This is a genomic window from Corynebacterium sp. CCUG 71335 (assembly GCF_024454075.1).
Lineage (GTDB): Bacteria > Actinomycetota > Actinomycetes > Mycobacteriales > Mycobacteriaceae > Corynebacterium > Corynebacterium genitalium.
Genome location: NZ_JAGPYY010000004.1, coordinates 134188 through 153227, shown reverse-complemented (window position 1 = coordinate 153227; position 19040 = coordinate 134188). Strand labels below are relative to the sequence as shown.

17 protein-coding genes and 1 pseudogene are annotated in these 19040 nt (G+C 62.1%); 3 read left to right on the top strand and 15 right to left on the bottom strand.

What is annotated here, in order from left to right:
- Positions 1-4: 4 nt before the first annotated feature.
- Both dop and pdxS read right to left on the bottom strand, forming a co-directional pair.
- Positions 5-1504, bottom strand: coding sequence for a depupylase/deamidase Dop (gene dop / locus KBX19_RS04670; RefSeq protein ID WP_255997669.1), 1500 nt, complete (start codon positions 1502-1504; stop codon positions 5-7).
- A gap of 147 nt (positions 1505-1651) precedes the next feature.
- Positions 1652-2542, bottom strand: coding sequence for a pyridoxal 5'-phosphate synthase lyase subunit PdxS (pdxS, locus tag KBX19_RS04665; RefSeq protein ID WP_005290152.1), 891 nt, complete (start codon positions 2540-2542; stop codon positions 1652-1654).
- A gap of 79 nt (positions 2543-2621) precedes the next feature.
- Between pdxS and KBX19_RS04660 the strand changes: the two genes are divergently transcribed.
- Positions 2622-4010 carry a PLP-dependent aminotransferase family protein gene (locus KBX19_RS04660; protein WP_255997667.1) on the top strand — a complete coding sequence of 463 codons (1389 nt, stop codon included), beginning with the start codon at positions 2622-2624 and terminating at the stop codon, positions 4008-4010.
- Positions 4011-4027: 17 nt separating this feature from the next.
- Here the strand turns inward: KBX19_RS04660 and arc are convergent, their stop codons facing one another.
- From arc to KBX19_RS04645, 3 genes are read right to left on the bottom strand one after another with little or no spacing between them, the layout of a single operon-like run.
- Positions 4028-5521, bottom strand: a complete 1494-nt coding sequence (arc, locus tag KBX19_RS04655; protein WP_005290149.1) for a proteasome ATPase — start codon at positions 5519-5521, stop codon at positions 4028-4030.
- A gap of 9 nt (positions 5522-5530) precedes the next feature.
- On the bottom strand, positions 5531-6364 hold the full coding sequence (locus KBX19_RS04650; protein ID WP_005290147.1) for a tRNA (adenine-N1)-methyltransferase: 834 nt from the start codon (positions 6362-6364) through the stop codon (positions 5531-5533).
- Positions 6365-6375: 11 nt separating this feature from the next.
- Positions 6376-7545: a M18 family aminopeptidase gene (locus KBX19_RS04645; RefSeq protein WP_005290145.1), complete on the bottom strand. Its 1170-nt coding sequence runs from the start codon at positions 7543-7545 to the stop codon at positions 6376-6378.
- Positions 7546-7571: 26 nt separating this feature from the next.
- Between KBX19_RS04645 and KBX19_RS04640 the strand changes: the two genes are divergently transcribed.
- Positions 7572-8384: a RecB family exonuclease gene (locus KBX19_RS04640; RefSeq protein ID WP_232210293.1), complete on the top strand. Its 813-nt coding sequence runs from the start codon at positions 7572-7574 to the stop codon at positions 8382-8384.
- Here KBX19_RS04640 and KBX19_RS04635 read toward each other — a convergent pair.
- From KBX19_RS04635 to KBX19_RS04590, 10 genes and pseudogenes are all read right to left on the bottom strand, one after another.
- The gene (locus tag KBX19_RS04635; RefSeq protein ID WP_005290141.1) at positions 8381-10057 is read right to left on the bottom strand and encodes a formate--tetrahydrofolate ligase; all 1677 of its coding nucleotides are present in this window, start codon (positions 10055-10057) and stop codon (positions 8381-8383) included. The two genes, KBX19_RS04640 and KBX19_RS04635, sit on opposite strands and share 4 nt — an antisense overlap.
- A 19-nt stretch (positions 10058-10076) precedes the next feature.
- Positions 10077-11387 (bottom strand): anaerobic C4-dicarboxylate transporter, encoded by a 1311-nt coding sequence (locus KBX19_RS04630; RefSeq protein WP_370686997.1) that lies wholly within the window; start codon positions 11385-11387, stop codon positions 10077-10079.
- A gap of 136 nt (positions 11388-11523) precedes the next feature.
- Positions 11524-12942 (bottom strand): aspartate ammonia-lyase, encoded by a 1419-nt coding sequence (aspA, locus tag KBX19_RS04625; RefSeq protein ID WP_005290137.1) that lies wholly within the window; start codon positions 12940-12942, stop codon positions 11524-11526.
- A 21-nt stretch (positions 12943-12963) separates the two neighbouring features.
- The gene (gene hisG / locus KBX19_RS04620) at positions 12964-13815 is read right to left on the bottom strand and encodes an ATP phosphoribosyltransferase (protein WP_005290136.1); all 852 of its coding nucleotides are present in this window, start codon (positions 13813-13815) and stop codon (positions 12964-12966) included.
- A gap of 20 nt (positions 13816-13835) precedes the next feature.
- Positions 13836-14099, bottom strand: a complete 264-nt coding sequence (locus KBX19_RS04615) for a phosphoribosyl-ATP diphosphatase (RefSeq protein ID WP_005290134.1) — start codon at positions 14097-14099, stop codon at positions 13836-13838.
- Positions 14100-14104: 5 nt separating this feature from the next.
- Entirely contained in the window at positions 14105-14797 is a 693-nt protein-coding gene (locus tag KBX19_RS04610; RefSeq protein ID WP_255997654.1) for an HAD family phosphatase, read from the bottom strand.
- A complete protein-coding gene (locus KBX19_RS04605; RefSeq protein WP_005290130.1) occupies positions 14790-15170 on the bottom strand; it encodes a hypothetical protein in 381 nt (126 codons plus the stop codon). The genes KBX19_RS04610 and KBX19_RS04605 overlap by 8 nt, the downstream gene beginning before the upstream one ends.
- A gap of 24 nt (positions 15171-15194) precedes the next feature.
- Positions 15195-16433, bottom strand: a complete 1239-nt coding sequence (gene mshC / locus KBX19_RS04600; RefSeq protein WP_005290128.1) for a cysteine--1-D-myo-inosityl 2-amino-2-deoxy-alpha-D-glucopyranoside ligase — start codon at positions 16431-16433, stop codon at positions 15195-15197.
- A gap of 35 nt (positions 16434-16468) precedes the next feature.
- A pseudogene (locus KBX19_RS04595) lies at positions 16469-16585 on the bottom strand (undecaprenyl-diphosphatase); the annotation flags it as partial.
- 436 nt (positions 16586-17021) lie between these two features.
- The gene (locus tag KBX19_RS04590; protein WP_083770291.1) at positions 17022-17849 is read right to left on the bottom strand and encodes an undecaprenyl-diphosphate phosphatase; all 828 of its coding nucleotides are present in this window, start codon (positions 17847-17849) and stop codon (positions 17022-17024) included.
- 117 nt (positions 17850-17966) lie between these two features.
- Between KBX19_RS04590 and KBX19_RS04585 the strand changes: the two genes are divergently transcribed.
- A complete protein-coding gene (locus KBX19_RS04585; RefSeq protein ID WP_040423707.1) occupies positions 17967-19031 on the top strand; it encodes a WD40 repeat domain-containing protein in 1065 nt (354 codons plus the stop codon).
- The last annotated feature ends 9 nt before the right edge of the window (positions 19032-19040 follow it).

The following is a 19040-nucleotide window of genomic DNA, read 5'->3' as shown; positions in this document are numbered from 1 at the left end:
GCGCTTATGGGTTCTCGTTGAAAGCGGCGACAATCTCCTCCACGGATGCCGCACGGTCCAGCAACTCACCGACATCATCGCGCGTGAATCCGTCCACTGCGTGGATGGAGACAGTCCGCGGGCCAGCGTTGGTGTTGAACTGGATGGTCTGCCAACTCGAGGAGAGGACGTCTTCGCCGAATTCCTTCGCGATCCTGCCGCGGAAGTACGCCCGGGAACTCTCCGGTGGTGTAGTAGCGGCCCGGGCGATGTCCTCGTTGTTGACCAACGTTTTCATCCGTCCAGCCCCGACGAGTGCGTGGTAGAGCGACTTGTCCGGATCGATGTCGGCGTATTGAAGGTCCACGGCCTTGAGCTTGGCGTTGCCGATGTCGATTCCGCGGTCGAGGTAGCCCTTGATCAACGCCCACTTCGCTGTCCAGTCGAGACGGTCCGCGGTAGACAGTGGATCGCGATCAAGATCGTCCAGGATCTCTCCCCATAGAGCCACGACCTGTTTATCCACATCCGTCGCGGGCGTGACGCGTGCAAGGTAGTCGCGCTGAATCGCCAATGCTGTGAGCGCACGGCCATCCTTGAGCCCGAGCTGGTGCGTCAGGCTCAGATCACGGGACACCCGCTTGAGTTCCTCAACCGGTTCCTTGAGCTGGAGGTCCGAGAAGTCGACGCCTTCTTCGATGGCGTCGAGGACGAGCTTCGTCGTGCCCAATTTGAGCAGGTTGGCGTACTGCGACATGTTGGCATCGCCGATGATGACATGGAGCCGGCCGAACTGGGTCGCGTCAGCATGCGGCTCGTCGCGGGTGTTGATGATGCCGCGGTTGAGTGTCGTCTCCAGCGAGACCTCTTGGAAGAAGTAGTCGGCCCGCTGGGAGATCTGGAATCCGTCCTGCTCCCCCGCTTCCCCCAGTCCCATTCGGCCCGCGCCCGCGAAGACTTGGCGGGTCACAAAGAACGGGATCAAACCCTCAGTGATCGCCTCGAATGGGGTCTGCCGCGAGTATTGGTAGTTTTCGTGGGCACCGAACGATGCGCCTTTGCCGTCGACATTGTTCTTGTACAGCTTCAGCGGCGGGCAGGGGTCGTGGCCGCCCAGCACTGAGACGCCATCTTCCCACAGCTCTGCGATCCGGGCGGCGGCGTCGTTGAGAACGTGGTCACCGGCAGCGTCGTAAAGCATGGCGCTGAAGGCGTCCGGCACCTCGGGCGATGAGTACTCGGGGTGCGCGTGGTCGACGTAGAAGCGCGCACCGTTCTCCGTGACCACATTGGCCACACCGATCGCGTTAGGGTCGACGATGGGAACTGTTTGGTAGCGCTTCAGATCGAACCCGCGGGAATCCTTCAGCGGGTGCTCGTCCTGATAATCCCAGCGCGCACGGGCGGCGGTGTGCATCGCCGCATACGCCACCACCGCGTGCGTCGAGCTCACAATCGGGCTCAAGCTCGGGCTATCCGGCGTGAGAATGCCGTACTCAGTTTCGGTTCCCATGAAACGCGTCATGGTGCACCAGTCTAAAGGGGCGTACGTCGCGGGTGAGAGCCCCGGTCCTACATTTTCAGTATCGCCTTTCGCGGCCCCGCAGCTGCGTTTCCGCAGTTCGCCAGTTGGCTAAACGCCTGAAAGGCGATACTAAAGATCTATTGCTGGCTACCAACCGCGCTCGGCAAGACGGTGCGGAGCCGGTAGATCAGAAACATTGATGCCGACCATTGCTTCACCGAGACCGCGGGACGCCTCGGTGACAGCAGCGATGTCGTTCCAGTTCTGGGTAGCTTTCACCACAGCAGCTGCACGGGCCTCCGGGTTGCCGGACTTGAAGATGCCGGAGCCGACGAAGACACCGTCGGCACCCAGTTCCATCATCAGGGCCGCATCGGCCGGCGTGGATACGCCACCGGCGACGAAGAGTGGTACCGGCAGTGCGCCGTGCTCGGCCACGTAGGCAACCAGTTCGTACGGCGCCTGCAGTTCCTTGGCGGCAACGTAGAGCTCATCGCGGTTGCCGTTCCACAGTGCTTGCAGGCCAGCGATCTCACTCTTGATAGTGCGCAGGTGCTTGGTGGCCTCGGATACATCACCGGTGCCGGCCTCGCCCTTCGAACGAATCATTGCTGCACCCTCGTTCACGCGGCGCAGTGCCTCGCCCAGGTTGGTCGCACCGCAGACAAACGGCACGTCGAAACCGCGCTTATCGATGTGGTTGACGTAGTCGGCCGGGCTGAGCACCTCAGACTCGTCGACGTAGTGAACACCGAGGTGCTCGAGAATCTTCGCCTCCACCGAGTGGCCAATACGAGCTTTGGCCATCACGGGAATGTCGACGGCACCGAGAATGCCTTCGATAAGGTCCGGGTCGGACATGCGGGCAACACCGCCCTGGGCGCGAATGTCGGCGGGCACGCGCTCGAGCGCCATCACGGCGATAGCACCGGCGTTCTCGGCGATCTTCGCCTGCTCGGGCGTGACCACATCCATGATCACTCCGCCCTTGAAGGACTCGGTCAACTCAGCTTTAGAGAGGTTCGTGGAAAACGTCATAGCACTAGTCTTGCCCTCCCACTGGTAGATTCCTAGTGCCAGTTTGATTTAGATTCTTTGGACCAGTCACCTTCGAGCAATGCTTATCGACGTCTCCCGCGACCTCCCCACTCCACTCCCCGCGCAAGTAGCAACCGCCATCAGGACGGCTATCACCGAAGGAGAACTGCAGCCCGGGGATGAGGTGCCGTCGACACGCGAGCTTGCGCGACTGGCCGGGATCTCACGCGGTAGCGTCGTCACGGCGTACGACCAGCTCATCAGCGAAGGGTACTTGCTGGCCTCGCAGGGTTCACCGACGCGCGTGCATCCCGATCTGCCGGCGGGTGCACCTAGTGGCATCGATGCACCAACTTTTCGGCCAAAAGTTGAGCAACCGCGAAAGTTCATTTCTTTGAAGCCGTCGTCCGGGCACGCCGGAGCAGTACGTCCCGCCGCATGGCGCCAAGCGTGGCGGGAGGCAGCAGCTGAACCGTCCATCGTGGTCGATTCTGCAGGACAACCCGAGCTCCGCAGGGCGATCGCAGAGCACCTCCGTCTGGCCCGCGGACTGGCGGTGACTGAGGACCGAATCGTAGTCACCGGCGGGTCACGCGAAGGCCTCATGCTGATTCTGCTCACTCTCGCCAGGCGGCAGCATCATCTCCGGGTGGGGGTCGAGGACCCTGGCCACCCAGGCCTCCGCCGCGTCATTCCAACCACCGGGCACAACGCGGTCCCATGCGCCGTCGATGAGTACGGCGTGAACGTCCAACTCTTGCCCGACAAATTGGATGCTCTTCTGGTCACTCCCGCTTTCCAGTACCCGCTCGGTGCATCGATGCCGGCTGCCCGCCGGTCCGAACTGCTCGCGTGGGCGCATGAGAGGGGCACAGCTCTCATCGAGGATGACTTCAATGCTGAGCTGCGCTACCGCCTTGCCCCGCAACCTCCGCTGGCCGCCCTCAATCACCAGGCCGACGTGTTCACGCTGGGTACCTTCTCGACGTTGCTGAGCCGCAACCTTTCTGCCGGGTACGTAGTCACTCCCCCAGCATTCGCTGAAGGCGTGCAGCAGACGCGGAAGGTCCTCGGTATGCCCGTATCCGCGGTCACGCAGCTGGCCGTCGCGCGTCTGCTTCAGAACGGGCATGTTCGCCGGAACACGAAAGCCGTCCGTAACCGTTTGGCACGTCGGCGGGCGATCATCCACACTGATCTCGTTCCGGTGCTCGAGGCCAGCGGCGCACACGTCAACGAAATGGCCGAGTCGAACGGAGTGGATCTCACACTGAACTTCGACTCACCTGCCCACCGGAACCAATTCGCTGACAAGCTTCGGTCACATGGGATCGAGTGCGGCCGCCTCGAGTCGCTGTGGTCGAGCCGAGATGGGCGCACGGAAGGATTAATCATGAGCTTCGCGCACCTCAGCGACCACGACTTCGACATTGTCCTACGGACCCTTGCTAGCAGTTCGGCTCTTTGAAGCACGACCCCGGACACCTACAGCACCTCAGCAGCCACGACTCGTTTGCCGGTGCGGCCCGAAATGCGCGCCCATTCGTCCGGGTTGGACACGTTTGGCATGTCCTCGCTCTCGTCCTGCTCTGCACGAACTGCGGCGCGCACGTGCTCGACGGAAACTCCCGAACCCGCGCCCGAAATTTCATCCTTAATAGCCAGCTTCTTCGCACGGTCGACGACGTTGGCGATCATCGCGCCGGAGACGAAGTCGGAGTAGTGGAGGGTTTCGGTGGTGCCGTCGACAAGCGTGAGCTGGACGAAAGGACGCGGGGCAAAGAGCTTATCGACGCCCGCGTTCACCAGATCTTCCACCTCCTCCGCGTGCGGAACATCGTCAGTGATGTAGCGGGCGAAGATCTCGCGGGCCTCCTCGCGTGAGGGACGGTCGACACGGATTTTGATGTCTAGGCGGCCGGGCCGCAAAATCGCCGGGTCGATGAGCTCTTCCCGGTTGGTGGCGCCGATGACGATGACGTTGGCGATGTCTTCCACACCGTCGATCTCCGTAAGCAACTGGGGGACGACGGTCGTTTCCATGTCGGAGGACACACCGGAGCCGCGGGTCCGGAAGATCGACTCCATCTCGTCGAAGAAGACGATGACGGGCCGTCCTTCGCCGGCGAGTTCGCGGGCGCGCTCGAAGATGAGGCGGATGCGGCGCTCTGTTTCGCCGACGTACTTATTCAGCAGCTCGGGGCCCTTGACGTTGAGGAAGTGCGCCGCTCCCCCGTCACCGATGCGAGTGGACAGCGAGTTCGCGACCGCTTTGGCGATCAGTGTCTTTCCACAACCGGGCGGGCCGTAGAGCAGCAGCCCCTTCGGCGGTTTCAAGTTATAGGCCTTGTACAGCTCCGGGTGCGTGAACGGCAGCTCGACAGAATCCCGGATCGTCTCGATCTGGTTCCGCAGGCCGCCGATGTCGGCGTAGGTGACGTCGGGAATCTCTTCGAGGGATAGCTGGTTGACCTCAGTTTTGGGGATGCGTTCGAAGGCGTAGCCCGCTTTTGCGTCGATAAGCACGGTGTCGCCTGCGCGGGCCTTGGCGCGAACATTCTCGGCAAGCTGGACGACCTGTTCCGCGCCCTGCATGTCAGCGACGATGGCGCGGTCAAACCCGATTTTCTCCGACAGGGTTGCCAGCTGCCCGGCCTTAGGGAAACCGGCCGCCTCCACGACAATCGACCCTTCGCCGAGGCGCACAAGTCCACCCGGAGTGAGCGTGCCCGGCTCAATATGCGGCGAGACCTTCAAACGCATCCGTCGGCCGGACGTGAACACTTCAGCTTCTTGTCCGCGGCGCGCTGGGGCGAGGTAGATGCCGTACGTCGACGCCGGCTCGGACAATGCGTCGACCTGCGCGGAAAGGTCCTTGAGCTTGTCGCGGGAGACCTTCAACATCTCCGCGAGCTGCTTGTTGCGCGCGGAGAGAGCCTGGTTCTGCTGTTTCAGCTCGCGGAGGTCGGCATCGTTCATGACTCCAGCTTATCTGCGGGCTCGACGCTGCGGACGAGGGGGCGTGACACCGTCGGCAAGCCTGCGGGTCCACACCAAAAACGCTGTGTGCGCGTTCATGCGGTGCTCCGGGCGGGTGGCCAGGCCCTCGACTTTCCATTCGCGCAGGAGGGTCTCCCAGGAGCGCGGTTCGGTGAAGCACTTCGCTTCGCGGATACCTTCGACGATGTTCATCAACTGCGGCACTGTGGCCACGTACGTCATGAACACCCCGCCCGGGATGAGGATGTCCTTCACCGTATCGATGAAGTGCCACGGCTCCACCATGTCCAAAATGACGCGGTCGACGGGACCGCCGAGGTCTTCTTGGGTCACCTCGCCGAAGTCGCCCAGGCGCGGGGTCCACCAGGACGGGCGCTGCCCGAAGTAGTCGTCGACGTTATCCTCGGCAAAAGCCAAGTGATCGTCACGAATCTCGTAAGAGAACACGTGACCTTCCGGGCCGACTGCGCGCAGCAGGGACATCGTCAGCGCACCGGAGCCAGCACCAGCCTCCAGCACGCGGGCACCCATGAAAATGTCGCCCTCGACGAGGATCTGGCCGGCGTCCTTCGGGTAGATAACCGCCGCGCCGCGGGGCATCGACAGGACATGGTCCACGAGCAGGTGGCGGAAGCACAGATAGTCGGCACCGTTGGAGGACTTCACCACGGAGCCTTCGTCGGCGCCGATGATGTCGTCGTGGGAGATGCCGCCCTTGTGCGTGTGGTACGTCGCGCCGGGGACGAGCTCAATGGTGAAGTGGCGGCGCTTCGCGTCGGTCAGCTGCACCTTGTCGCCGGGGCGGAATGGGCCTGAATACATGGGAGTCCTTTCTAGCAGTCGCCACGCAGGAAGGCGGACAGCGCATCCTCGAACCAGGCCTGGTCCTGCACGCCGACCAACTCGCGGGCAGAGTGCATCGATAGCAGCGGCACGCCTACGTCAACAGTGGGGATGCCTAGGCGCGTCGAGGCAATCGGGCCGATCGTCGACCCGCATGGCACCCCGTTGTGCCCGACGAACGTCTGCACCGGCACGTTCGCGTTGCGGCAGGCACGGATCCAGGTCGCTTCCGTTTCCGCGTCCGAGGAGTAGCGCTGGTTCGCGTTGATCTTCAGCACCGGCCCGCGGTTCATCAGCGGACGGTGGGTCGGGTCATGCTTGCCCGGGTAGTTCGGGTGCACAGCGTGGGCGGCATCAGCCGAGATCATCGTCGACTCGGCGAAGATATCCAGCGGGTCACCCAGATCGCGGGCAACGCGTGTGAGCACCCGCTCGAGCAACGGCCCGCCCGCCCCGGTGGCCGAGGCTGAGCCGACCTCCTCGTGGTTGAATGCGGCGAGGACGAGCACGTCCTTCACCTCATCCTTCGCGCGCACCATGGCCTGCAGCGACGCGTGCACACTCGACAGGTTATCCAAGCGGCCCGCAGCCATGACATCGCCCATCACGACCGGGGGCTGAGCATCAGCGGAGCTGAGTTCGTGCGCGATGATCTCCTCCGGCTTCACACCGAGCTGCTCAGCCACGACGTCCATGAACGGCCGGTCCACAGCCATCACCGGCTGCATGTGCACTTGCCTGTCCATTTCCGGCGCGTCACCGCGGTAGAGGTGGATCGCTAGGTTGGGTACTCGCGCGATGGGGCCGGTGGATACGAGGTGGGTGGAGCCGTCGATAAGCGACACACGCCCGGCGAAGGTGAGCTCGCGGTCGAACCACGAGGACAGAATCGGCCCGCCGTAGACTTCAACGGCGAGCTGGCGGAACCCCTCACGGACGAAGTCGGGGTCGGGCTTGAGCATCAGCCCCGGCGAGTCGGTGTGCGAGCCGATGATGCGGAAACGCGGGTTCGGGTTCTCCGGGATCCACCATGCGATCACGGCGCCGCCGTGGACGAGGATCTGGTCGTCGGGAAAGCCTGCGGCCACCAGCTCGTCGCGGACGTTCGCGGCGGCATGGAACGCGCTTGGGCTTGCTGCGATAAATTCGGAGAGGTTCATGGCTCCACCTTAGAATGGTGGGCACGATGAAACCGCTTGCCCTCTCCCCTTCGCGCGCCAACGACTACCTGCAGTGCCCGTTGAAGTATCGCCTCCGCGCAATCGACCGGATCCCGGAACCGAAGACGGAAGCGCAGGTCACCGGCACGCTTGTGCATGCTGTTCTCGAGGAGATGCACGCCTGGCCCCGCGAGGAGCGGACTTACCCCGCCGCGGTGAAGCGCATCAAGCCGGCATGGCAGAAGATGCTTATCGACGATTCTTCCTGCGCCGACCCTATTGCTGACGAGTACGCCCTGTTCGTCGCGGCGCGTTCCCTGCTGCGCGGGTACTTCGAGATGGAGAACCCGCACGGTTTCGACTCACACGCCCAAGAAATGTACGTCGATGCCGTGCTGCCGAATGGTGTTCCCGTGCGCGGGTTCATCGACCGCGTGGACATTGCGCCCACGGGTGAAATCCGTGTTGTCGACTACAAGACGGGCAAGAAGCCCTCGCCCCGCTTCTCTGACGAAGCAAAGTTCCAGATGCGTTTCTATGCGCTGGTGTATTGGCGCATGTTCGGCACGATTCCGCACCAGCTGAGGCTGATGTACCTCAAAGTGATCGATTCGCTCTTCCTTGCCCCATCGCGGGAAGAACTCGAATTCTTCGAGCGCGATCTGGGCGACCTGTGGCACAAGATTCAATCCGACGGGCAGTCCGGCAACTTCCGCCCAAAGCCGTCGAAGCTGTGCAACTGGTGCTCGTTCCAAGCCCTGTGCCCGATCTACGGTGGGACACCGCCGGAGTACCCCGGATGGCCGGGGTCCGCAGCGGAGACTGTTCCGGAGGTTTAGAACAACCCGCTGATCGTCCCGTTGGCGTCGACGTCGATATTGTTGGCGGCGGGCACCTTGGGTAACCCCGGCATGGTCATCACGTCGCCGGTCAGAGCGACGATGAAGCCAGCTCCGGTGCGTGGGATGAGCTTGCGCACGTGCAATGTGTGTCCCTCCGGTGCACCAAGCGCAGCTGGGTCATCCGAGAAGCTGTACTGGGTCTTTGAGACGCACACCGGAAGGGTGTCCCAGCCGTTGTCCTTGATCGTCTTCAAGTCGCGCTGTGCATTGACCGAGTACTGCACCTTGTCGGCGCGGTAAATCTCCCGGACGAGGGTTTCGATAGCATTCTCAATCCCATCGGCAGGGTCATACAGTGTCTTCGACGTGCCTTCGGTGAGGTTGTCCAACAGCGTTGTGGCCAGTTTCTGGGCTCCTTCGCCGCCTTTCGCCCACACCTCGGCTTCCTCCAGGGCGACGCCGAATGTGTCGGCCCATTCACGCATGAAGTCGCGTTCTGCCTGCGTATCGGACGCGAACAGGTTGAGCGCGACAACTGGCGTGACACCGAACTTCCGCACGTTCTCCACGTGGCGCTCGAGATTGACCACGCCCGCCTTGAGCGCCTCAAGGTTCTCGTCCGTGAGCTTCTGCTTGTCGATGCCGCCGTTGTACTTCAGCGAACGAATCGTCGCCACAATCACTGCGCCGGCGACATCCAAGTTCCCGTATGCGGCCTTGATATCGAAGAACTTCTCTGCACCCAGGTCAGACCCGAAGCCCGCCTCGGTGAGTACGATGTCGGCGCACTGCTGCGCGGTGCGGGTGGCGATGAGGGTGTTGCAGCCGTGCGCAATGTTCGCAAACGGGCCGCCGTGAATGAACGCTGGTGTACCCCCGAGAGTCTGCACAAGGTTCGGGTTGAGAGCTTCCTTGAGCAGCGCTGCCATGGCACCTTCGGCGTGGAGATCACCGGCGGTGACAGGATTCCCGTCGAAAGTCAGGCCAATGGTGATCCGCGCCAGCCGCGCTTTCAGGTCTTCGAGGTCGGTGGCGAGGCCGAGTACAGCCATGATCTCGCTGGCCGCGGTAATGGTGAAGCCGGTCTGGGCTGGGACACCAGAGGCTGGGCCACCGAGCCCGGTGACCACGTTGCGCAGGGAGCGGTCGTTGACGTCCAAGCAGCGCTGCCATGTCACGCGCCGGGCATCGATTCCCAGCTCGTTGCCCTGCTGGATGTGGTTGTCGATCATCGCGGCAAGCGTGTTGTTGGCCGACGTGATCGCATGGAAGTCACCGGTGAAGTGAAGGTTGATGTTTTCCATCGGCACCACCTGCGAGTAACCACCACCGGCGGCACCGCCCTTGATGCCCATGACTGGGCCCAGCGACGGTTCACGCAGAGCGACCATGGCGTTGTGGCCCTGCTGCGCCAATGCGTCGGTCAGACCAATCAGGACGGTCGACTTGCCTTCGCCAGCCGGGGTCGGCGACACACCGGTGACGAGGATGAGCTTTCCATTCTTGTGGTCGCGGCCCGCCGATTGAAGCGCACTGACATCCACCTTCGCCATGTTTCTGCCGTACGGGATGAGTGCACCGTCGGGCACACCGGCCTTCGCGGCGATGTCCCCGATCGGTTCGAGTGTGTGGGCTTGGGCAATAGCGACGTCAGTGGTAGGAGCGTTCATACCTCCCAGCGTAGGCGCCCTATATCAGCACCGCACCGAAACCGTAACCCAACAGGACGGAGAGAATGATGCACACTGTGCCCGGAATGATGAACGGGTGGTCAAAGACGTATTTTCCGATCCGCGTGGAACCGGTGTCGTCCATCTCCACTGCCGCGAGCAGAGTCGGGTATGTAGGCAAGACGAACAGCGCGGACACTGCCGGGAACGCGGCGACTGCAGTCAGCGGGCTAACTCCAATGGCAATAGCCGCTGGCATGAGCGCCTTCGCGGTGGCTGCCTGGGAGTACAGCAGAGATGCCGCAAAGAAAAGCACGACCGCCAACAGCCACGGCTGAGATTGCAGCACGTTACCGGAGATGTCCTGAATCTCGTCGATGTAGTGGTTAATGAAGGTGGTGCCCAGCCATGCGACACCGAGCACACAGACCGCGGCCGACATTCCGGAGCGGAACACCTGAGTGTTCAAGACCTGCGCGGCGTGCTGCTTTGTCACCATGAGAATGATGGCCGCGGCCGCCAGCATGATGGTCATGATCGCCTCATTGCGCGGGATCGTGGGTTCTGCGATGAGACCGACTTGATCGGAAATGATCGTTGCGTACACCATGACTACGACAATGGCGACGAGGAAAATGATCACAGATGTTTTCGCGCCCTTTGTCGGTGCGTAACCGGTCTGCGATGCGGGAGGCTTGACCAAGCCTTCCTCGAGTCGCTGGCGGTAAACAGGGTCGTCTACAAGGTCCTTGCCCATTCGGTTGGCCAACCATGCCGTGGGAAAGATGGCCAGGAATGTCGCAGGAATCATCACACCGAGCAGCTGCAGGTAACCCACGCCGTGAGGCTCAAGCAGGTCTGCCATGAAGACCACAGCGGCCGAGATCGGTGAAGCGACAATGGCCATCTGGGAAGCGATGACCGCCACCGTCAGGGGGCGCGACGGCCGGACCTTGCCCTCCTTCGCCACCTCCACAATGACGGGCAGCGTGGAGAACGCGGTGTGGCCGGTTCCGGCTAGGACGGTCATGAGCCAGGTGACAATCGGCGCGTACAACGTCACGCGCTTCGGGTCGCGGCGGAGGAACTTCTCCGCCAGATACACCAGGTAGTCCATTCCGCCGGCGAGCTGCATCGCTGAAATCGCAGCGATGACGCACATGATGATGCCGATGACATCAAAGGGAATGTCTTCGGCAGTGACCTGCATGCCGGTCAAGCCGAGCGCGATAACGCCCAAACCTCCGGCGAAACCGATAGCGATGGAACCCAGGCGGGCGCCCAAAATGATGGCGCCGAAGAGGATGATGAGCTGAAGCACTAACAGCACAACGGGGTCCTTTCTCGAGCACAGTGAGAGCTCTGTTGAGTTGCGATACCCCCAGTATGCGACGCAAAAGACCGCCCTACCAGGCTGGTAGAGCGGTCAGAGGCGGATTGTGGCGAGGCTAACCCCCGTTTGCGTCTCACTCCAGGTAGAGCTTGCCGCGGAACTCCGGGTGCATGAGGTTTTCCTTGGAGAGAATCTTGTCGAGGGTTTCTTCGTCGAGAAGCTCCTTCTCCAGCACGAGCTCGCGCACACCGCGGCCCGTCTCAGCGGCCTCCTTGCCGATCAGGTCACCATTGTGGTGGCCGATGAACGGGTTGAGGTAGGTGATGATGCCGATGGAGTTCTCCACATAACCCTGGCAGACGTCCTTGTTGGCGGTAATGCCAGTGACGCACTTCTCACGCAGCGTCTTCGCGGCGTTGCGCAGCAGTGAGATGGACCCGAACAAGCTGCGAGCGATGACCGGCTCCATCACGTTGAGCTGGAGCTGGCCGGCCTCGGCGGCCATAGAGACGGTGACGTCGTTGCCGAACACCTTGAAGCACACCTGGTTGACCACTTCGGGGATGACCGGGTTGACCTTCGCGGGCATGATCGAGGAACCAGCCTGGCGCTCCGGCAGGTTGATCTCATTCAGGCCGGCGCGCGGGCCAGAGGACAAAAGGCGCAGGTCGTTGCAGATCTTTGACAGCTTCATGGCTGCGCGCTTCAGGGCGGAGTGAGCCATGACGTAACCGCCGGTGTCACTCGTTGCCTCGATAAGGTCCGGGGAGGTGGAGATTGGCAGGCCAGTGACCTCGCGCAAAGCGGCGGTGACTTGGTCGCGGTAGCCGCCCGGAGTGTTCACGCCGGTGCCGATTGCGGTGGCGCCCAGGTTGATCTCCAAAAGCGAGTCCGCTGCCTGGCGCAGTCGGTCCTGCTCCTCCGCGAGATTGGCACCGAAGGCGGTGAACTCTTGGCCCAGAGTCATGGGGACAGCGTCCTGCAGCTGGGTGCGGCCCATTTTGAGGATGTCGTGGAACTCATCGCCCTTGGAACGGAACGCCTTCTGCAGTTCATCCAGTTCCTCGATGAGGCCCTGGAATGACTGGTGCAGGCCCAGGCGGAAACCAGTCGGGTACGCGTCGTTCGTGGACTGCGACATGTTGACATCGTCGTTCGGGTTGATGACGTCGTAGGAACCCTTCGGGTGACCCAGGAGCTCGAGCGCAAGGTTGGCCACGACCTCGTTGGTGTTCATGTTCACCGAGGTGCCCGCGCCGCCTTGGTAGGCGTCGATAGGAAACTGGTCCATGCACCGGCCGTCGTGAAGAATCTGGTCGCATGCGGCGATGATCGCGTCAGCCTTGTCCTTCGGCAGGGTGTGCAGACGGCGGTTGGCCATCGCGGCGGCCTTCTTGACCATGACCATGCCGCGGACAAAATCCGGGTAGTCCTGGATCTTGGCGGACGAGATCTGGAAGTTGTCGATCGCGCGCATCGTGTGCACGCCGTAGTACTTGTCGTCGGGAACGTCGACGGTACCGAGCAAATCTTCTTCTGTTCTGTAGCCCATACGTGCCCAGTGTAGCCAGATTTAGATTCGCGCGATCTTGAGCTCCGAGGCGAGGATAGCTTCAGCGCCAGCTGCGGCGAGACGGTCCATGAGTAGGTTCGCTTCCTTGCGCGGAACCATTGCGCGCACGGCGACCCAGTTCTCACGCTGCAGCGGGGAGACCGTCGGCCCGGTCAGCCCCGGGGTGATGTCCACCGCGGACTGCAGGTTGTCGCGCGAGACGTTGTAGTCGAGCATGACGAAGTTGTGCGCGGTGAGAATACCGCGGATGCGCGAGAGCACGATCTCATCTTCTACGGTCAGCTCGCGCCCGGTGCGCTTGACCACGATTGCCTCGCTTGCCACAATCGGCTCCCCGAACGGGGCAAGCCCCTGTTGGTGCAGCGTGGCACCGGTGGAGACCACGTCGGCAATAGCATCGGCCACACCGAGCTTGATGGCGATCTCTACTGCACCGTCGAGACGGATCACTTCAGCGTTAATGCCGCGGTCGGCGAGGTAGTCGGCCGCCAAGTGCGGGTAGGAGGTCGCCAGGCGCTTGCCCTCAAGATCTGCAATGGTCATGCTCTCGGCCACATCGGCGGGCGCAGCGAAGCGGAAGGTGGAGCCACCGAAACCGAGATCGAGGATTTCCTCAACATCCGCACGCGAATCGAGCATCAGGTCGCGGCCGGTGATGCCCAGATCAAGATGGCCTCCGGCGACATAAATGGCAATGTCTTTCGGGCGCAGGAAGAAGAACTCGACTCCGTTGGCTTCGTCGACAATGTTGAGAGCCTTGGTGTATCCGCGGCCCTTGTAGCCAGCTTCTTTGAGGATGCCGGTCGCAGCCTCAGACAGGGAGCCCTTGTTGGGCACGGCGATCTTGATCATGGGGGGTGTCAGGGCTCCTATTAGAGGTATTTGTAGATGTCGTCCGGGATCAGGCCGCGGTGGACCATCATCACCTGCGTCCAGTAGATCAGCTGGCTCATCTCCTCGGCGAGTTCCTCGTCGGACTGGTACTCGGAGGCGGTCCACACCTCACCGGCTTCTTCGAGGATCTTCTTGCCGATGAAATGCGCACCCTTGTCCAGAGCATCCACCGTGCCCGAACCGGCCGGACGCTCGGCTGCTTTGGTGGTCAGTTCCGCGAAAAGATCCTCGAAGTTTTTCACGCGAGTTACTTTATCCGATCCCGGGCAGCGCTGAACCATGCGGACACATCGTGTGCATCAGCGCCGACGAACTCGGCTGGATCAAACCGCACCACACCTTCCGGTACTTCTTCGGCAAGCCCAAGCACAACGCACCCGGCCGTGGCGGCTGCGGACATACCGGCCCAAGAATCCTCGAAAACGAGGCAATCGACGGGATCCTCCCCCACGATCTCGGCAGCACGCAGATACATGTCCGGCGCCGGTTTCGGCTGGGCCACCTCATCACCGGTGACAGAGTCGACGAAGAACTCACGGCCGACGATGTCAATGCAGTAGTCCGCCAGTTCGCGTTCCGTGTTCGTGGTCACCAGCATCCGCATCCCCGCGCCCTTGAGAGAGGCGAGAAAGTCGCGCACGCCGGGATTCGGCTCCACATCGCCGGCGAGCAATTCGCCCATCCGCTGGTACATCCAGGACCGGTAACGGTCATAATCACCGTCGACAAGCTCGACTCCCGCCCACTCCGCGCACACGCGCAACGTGTTCGCAAAGGCACCGCCGACTGTCTCTTCGCGCTTTTCTGCGCTTAACCTGCGGCCAAGCAGCTCTGAGAGCTCGTAGGTGGCAATGCCCCACAGCGGCTCAGTGTCAACCATCGTGCCGTCCATGTCCCAGAACACGGCCTTCGGCGCCGTGCTTGGTGTGCGGCTAGTCAAGCTCGGGAAGGGAGTTGAGTGCTTCGTCGTCAGCGCCGGTGGCCGCAGCCGCGCGGTACGCAAGGTCCTGCAAGTCCGACTTCTCCTCCGGCTCCAGGACAGCTTCAGCGTGCTTGGCGTTGAACTCGTCGAGCTTGGCAAAGAACGGTTCCACGACCGAGTTCAGCTTCTCCCCGTCCGGGTCGTCGCCGATGATCTCCAGGGCGTCGAGGTACTTCTCGATGAGCTCTTTCAGGTCCGGCAGGACTGCCGGGTCAAACGGCTCCTCCCACAGTTCCTTATCGCTGTCCTGCAGGTACGAACCGGTTGCAAACGTGGTCAGGTCGTCGATGAACTCGTCGACGTCGCTCTGGAACTGATCGCGGATTGTCATACCCGCTATTGTGGCGCAGTTTCGCTACACCCGCACGCCAAGCAAGCCGTCCAGTGCAGCTGCAACGATCCCGTTGTGGTCACCGTGTGCTGCGTCCACAATGCGCAGCGCCTCTGGAGTGTTCAGGTCGTCCGCGAGAGCAGCACGCAGCTTATCGACGGTACCTACCGCCTCGTCTTCGCTGACCTCATTCGCGAGAGCTTCGCGCCAATTGGCCAAACGCTGCTCGGCCTGGTCCAAGACGGCGTAGGAGAAGTCGCGGTCGTCACGGTAGTGGCCGCCGAACACTGCGAGACGGATCGCGGACGCGTCGTGCCCTTCTTCGCGCAGCTTGTGCACGAAGACGAGGTTGCCCAGAGACTTAGACATCTTCACCCCGTCGAGCGCGATCATGCCGGCGTGGACGTAGTGGCCGGCCATGCGCGGGACGTCGTACGCGGCCTCAGCGTGGGCGGCGGAGAACTCATGGTGCGGAAAAGCTAAGTCAGAGCCGCCGCCTTGAATGGCGAACTGCGTTCCCAAACGATTCGTCGCAATTGCGGAGCATTCGATGTGCCATCCCGGCCGGCCTGCACCGAAGCGGGCCTCCCACGACGGTTCGCCCTCACGGTGGCCGCGCCACAGCAGCGCGTCCAGCGGGTCGCGCTTGCCTGTACGCTCCGGGTCGCCGCCGCGCTCGGCGAAGTACTCCTCCATCGTGGCGCGGTCGAGGTTGGACTCGTAGCCGAACTGCTCGGTTGCTGTGATGGGCGCGTAGATGTCGGTGACGGGGTGGTCACCGGAGTCGTCGACAAGCTCATACGCACTGCCGTTGTCCAGCAGCGTCTGCACCATTGCAATGACCTCATCGACGGATTCCATCGCGCCGATGTAGTCGCGCGGGGGGATGACGGAGAGGATTTCCATGTCGGTGCGGAACAGGTCGGTCTGGCTCTGACCAAGTTCGCGCCAGTCCACCCCGTCGCGCTCGGCGCGCTCGAACAGCGGGTCGTCGACATCAGTGATGTTCTGGACGTAATGGACACTGTGGCCGTTGGCGTTGAGCTGGCGGTGGACCAGATCAAACGTGAGGTACGTCGCTGCGTGGCCCAGGTGAGTGGAGTCATACGGCGTGATGCCGCAGACGTACATCCCGATTTCACCGCCACTGGTCGTGGCCGTGGTGTCAACCTCCTTGGCCTGCTGGTCAGCGGTGTCAAAAAGGGTCAGCGGGACAGGAGTTCCGGCGACTGCGGGGACGGAGGGCGCGGGCCAAGAGTGCATGTGGTCAGCCTACAGAACTGCTATGTGCACCGGCGCTACACCGGCTGCATCACGCCGGTGGCCAGCAGGATCATCACGATCACTCCGAGCGGGATGCGATACGCCGCGAACCACGCGAACGAGTGGTGCGACACGAAGCGCAGCAGCCAAGCACATTAATCGAGCTCAGCCGAGTGAAAGCTCACCGCACCTGGCATTGCACGATATCCCGGATATGCACGGATACCGGCGGTCGAACACTTTTGCGTTCTACCTGGAGTCCCTTCTCATGCTTTTGAAGCCTTCAATCCCCAAGGCGGTGAAGGAACAAATTGCCGCCACCACCGCAACCAGCATTAGGCGAGAAGCTAAGGGCTCACTGAGCCCGAAATACTGCCGGGCCACAAACAATCCGAAGATTGAAAGCAAAGACAACATCGCGAAGAATCTCAAGTTACGCAAAGTCATGTGCCAAGTTTCCTCTTCCTATCGAGCCCAACGCTAGTTGCGAGATGTCACCGATACAACGTGGCTTCGATCTGAGATATTACGAAACTCGAACTTGTTCGCAGGCCGGCCCCTAGGGTGCGACAACGAATCGCAAGCCCGCTACACCGGCTGCATCACGCCGGTGGCCAGCAGGATCATCACGATCACGCCGAGCGGGATGCGATAGGCCGCGAACCACGCGAACGAGTGGTGCGAGACAAACCGCAGCAGCCACGCAATCGAGATGTAGCCGAGCACAAAGCCGATACCCGCCCCGACGAAGAGCTGAATACCGGAGGCGGCTTGACCGGCCTGGGGGTCGAAGGCGTCGGGAAGCGAAAAGAGCCCGGAGGCGAGCACTGCCGGAATCGCAAGCAGGAAGCTGAAGCGCGTGGCCACCTCGCGGTCGAGGTTCAAGAACAGACCACCGGAGATCGTGCCGCCGGAGCGCGACACGCCCGGAATGAGCGCGAGGCACTGCCACAGGCCCATGATGATGGCGTCTTTCATGGTCAGCTCGTCGAAGCCGCGCGTTTTGCGGCCCTTGCGCTCGGCGAGAATGAACACGAAGGAAAAGACGATCAGTACCGTCGCGGTGATCCACAGGTTGCGGAAGTTCTCACGGATCAGGTCTTTGAGCAGCACGCCTGCTAGGCCGACAGGAATGGTGCCGACAATGACCATCCAACCCATCCGGTAGTCGAAACCGCGCTTGCTCTTGTCGACGAGCCCAGCGAACCAGGCCGTCAGAATCCGCCAAATGTCCTTCGCGAAGAACACGAGAACGGCCAGCTCTGTGCCCAGCTGGATGACGGCGGTGAAGCTGGCGCCAGCGTCTTGGCCCCAGAACAGTTCGGAGACAATCCTCAGGTGCCCAGAGGAGGACACGGGCAAGAACTCGGTCAACCCCTGGACGATCGACAGAACGATGACCTGAATCCACGACATGTTTTCAGCTGCTTCAATCACGGAGCACAACGATATACCCTCCGCGGCTGAATACCGGCAATCATGGCGCACGGCCAGCAAATTGGTGGCGGTTGGCCAGTTGATAGGCTGACAACCGTGAAAAAGCGTGTGTTCTTGCCTGTTGTTGTCTCTGCCAGCCTGGTTTTGACCGGCTGCACCCAAGGCATGATCGAGCAGGGCGAGGAGCAGATGGACACCATGGGCAACGCCGAGCCCGTGGCCTCACCAGACGCAACTGACCCAGCGGGTGAGGTCATCGACTTCGACCCGATCCAAGACATCGATCTCGTGCCGGCAACGCGCACCGATACCGAGATCAAAGACGGCGGCCTTGGTGTGCGGGCTGGCGACAAACTGCTCGTCGGCGACATCGACATGCTCACCTCCGGCAATGCGCGGGAAACCGCAATCGATCCCGACGCCGCGGACATCTCGGCGAACGCCGGCAAGTTCGCGGTTGCGCGCGCGGACCACAACGAGGTCGAACTGGTCGACCCTTCTGCCCCGAGTAACCCGAACACAATCGTTCCCGTCGGCGACGACGTGACTGTTGCTGCTCCCCTCTTCGGCGGCGGCATCATCGCTGGTTCCGACACGGAAGAACGCGTCTGGATCTACGCCGAGGACGGCACCGAGCTAGATACCTTCACAGTGGCCCGTCCGTCCGACTACCTCCTTGCGCAGGAGCAGACGGACGACGATGACCGAGTCGTGCGCATCAACCGCTTTGACACCACGATCCAAGACCTTCACGTCGAAGGGCGCCAGGGCGGAACACTGCGTGTTGGATTGGGCGTGGGCAAAGTCGCCTTCGGCGAAAACGGCATGGTGCTGGCTGCCGATGCCACCGGCAACCGCATGCTGGTCTACACCACGGATGAAGTCGTCCGACTGCACCAAATGGTGCCTACCGACGGCAGCCCCTGGGATGTCGCGTGGGACTCGAAGCGCCGTCTTGCCTGGGTGAGCTCCACCGAGACCAACACGGTCACCGCCTATGACCTTTCCCAGGGTGTACCCCTGGAAAAGGGGAAGCTGAACACTGTTGCTGATGCTCAAAGCCTCATAGTGCTGGAAGACGGCTCACTCGTGCTCGGCTCCGCCTCAGGCGACGGGCTGCAAGTCATCGATCCGGCTACTGTCGATAGTGCCACCAACTAAAAGGAGACC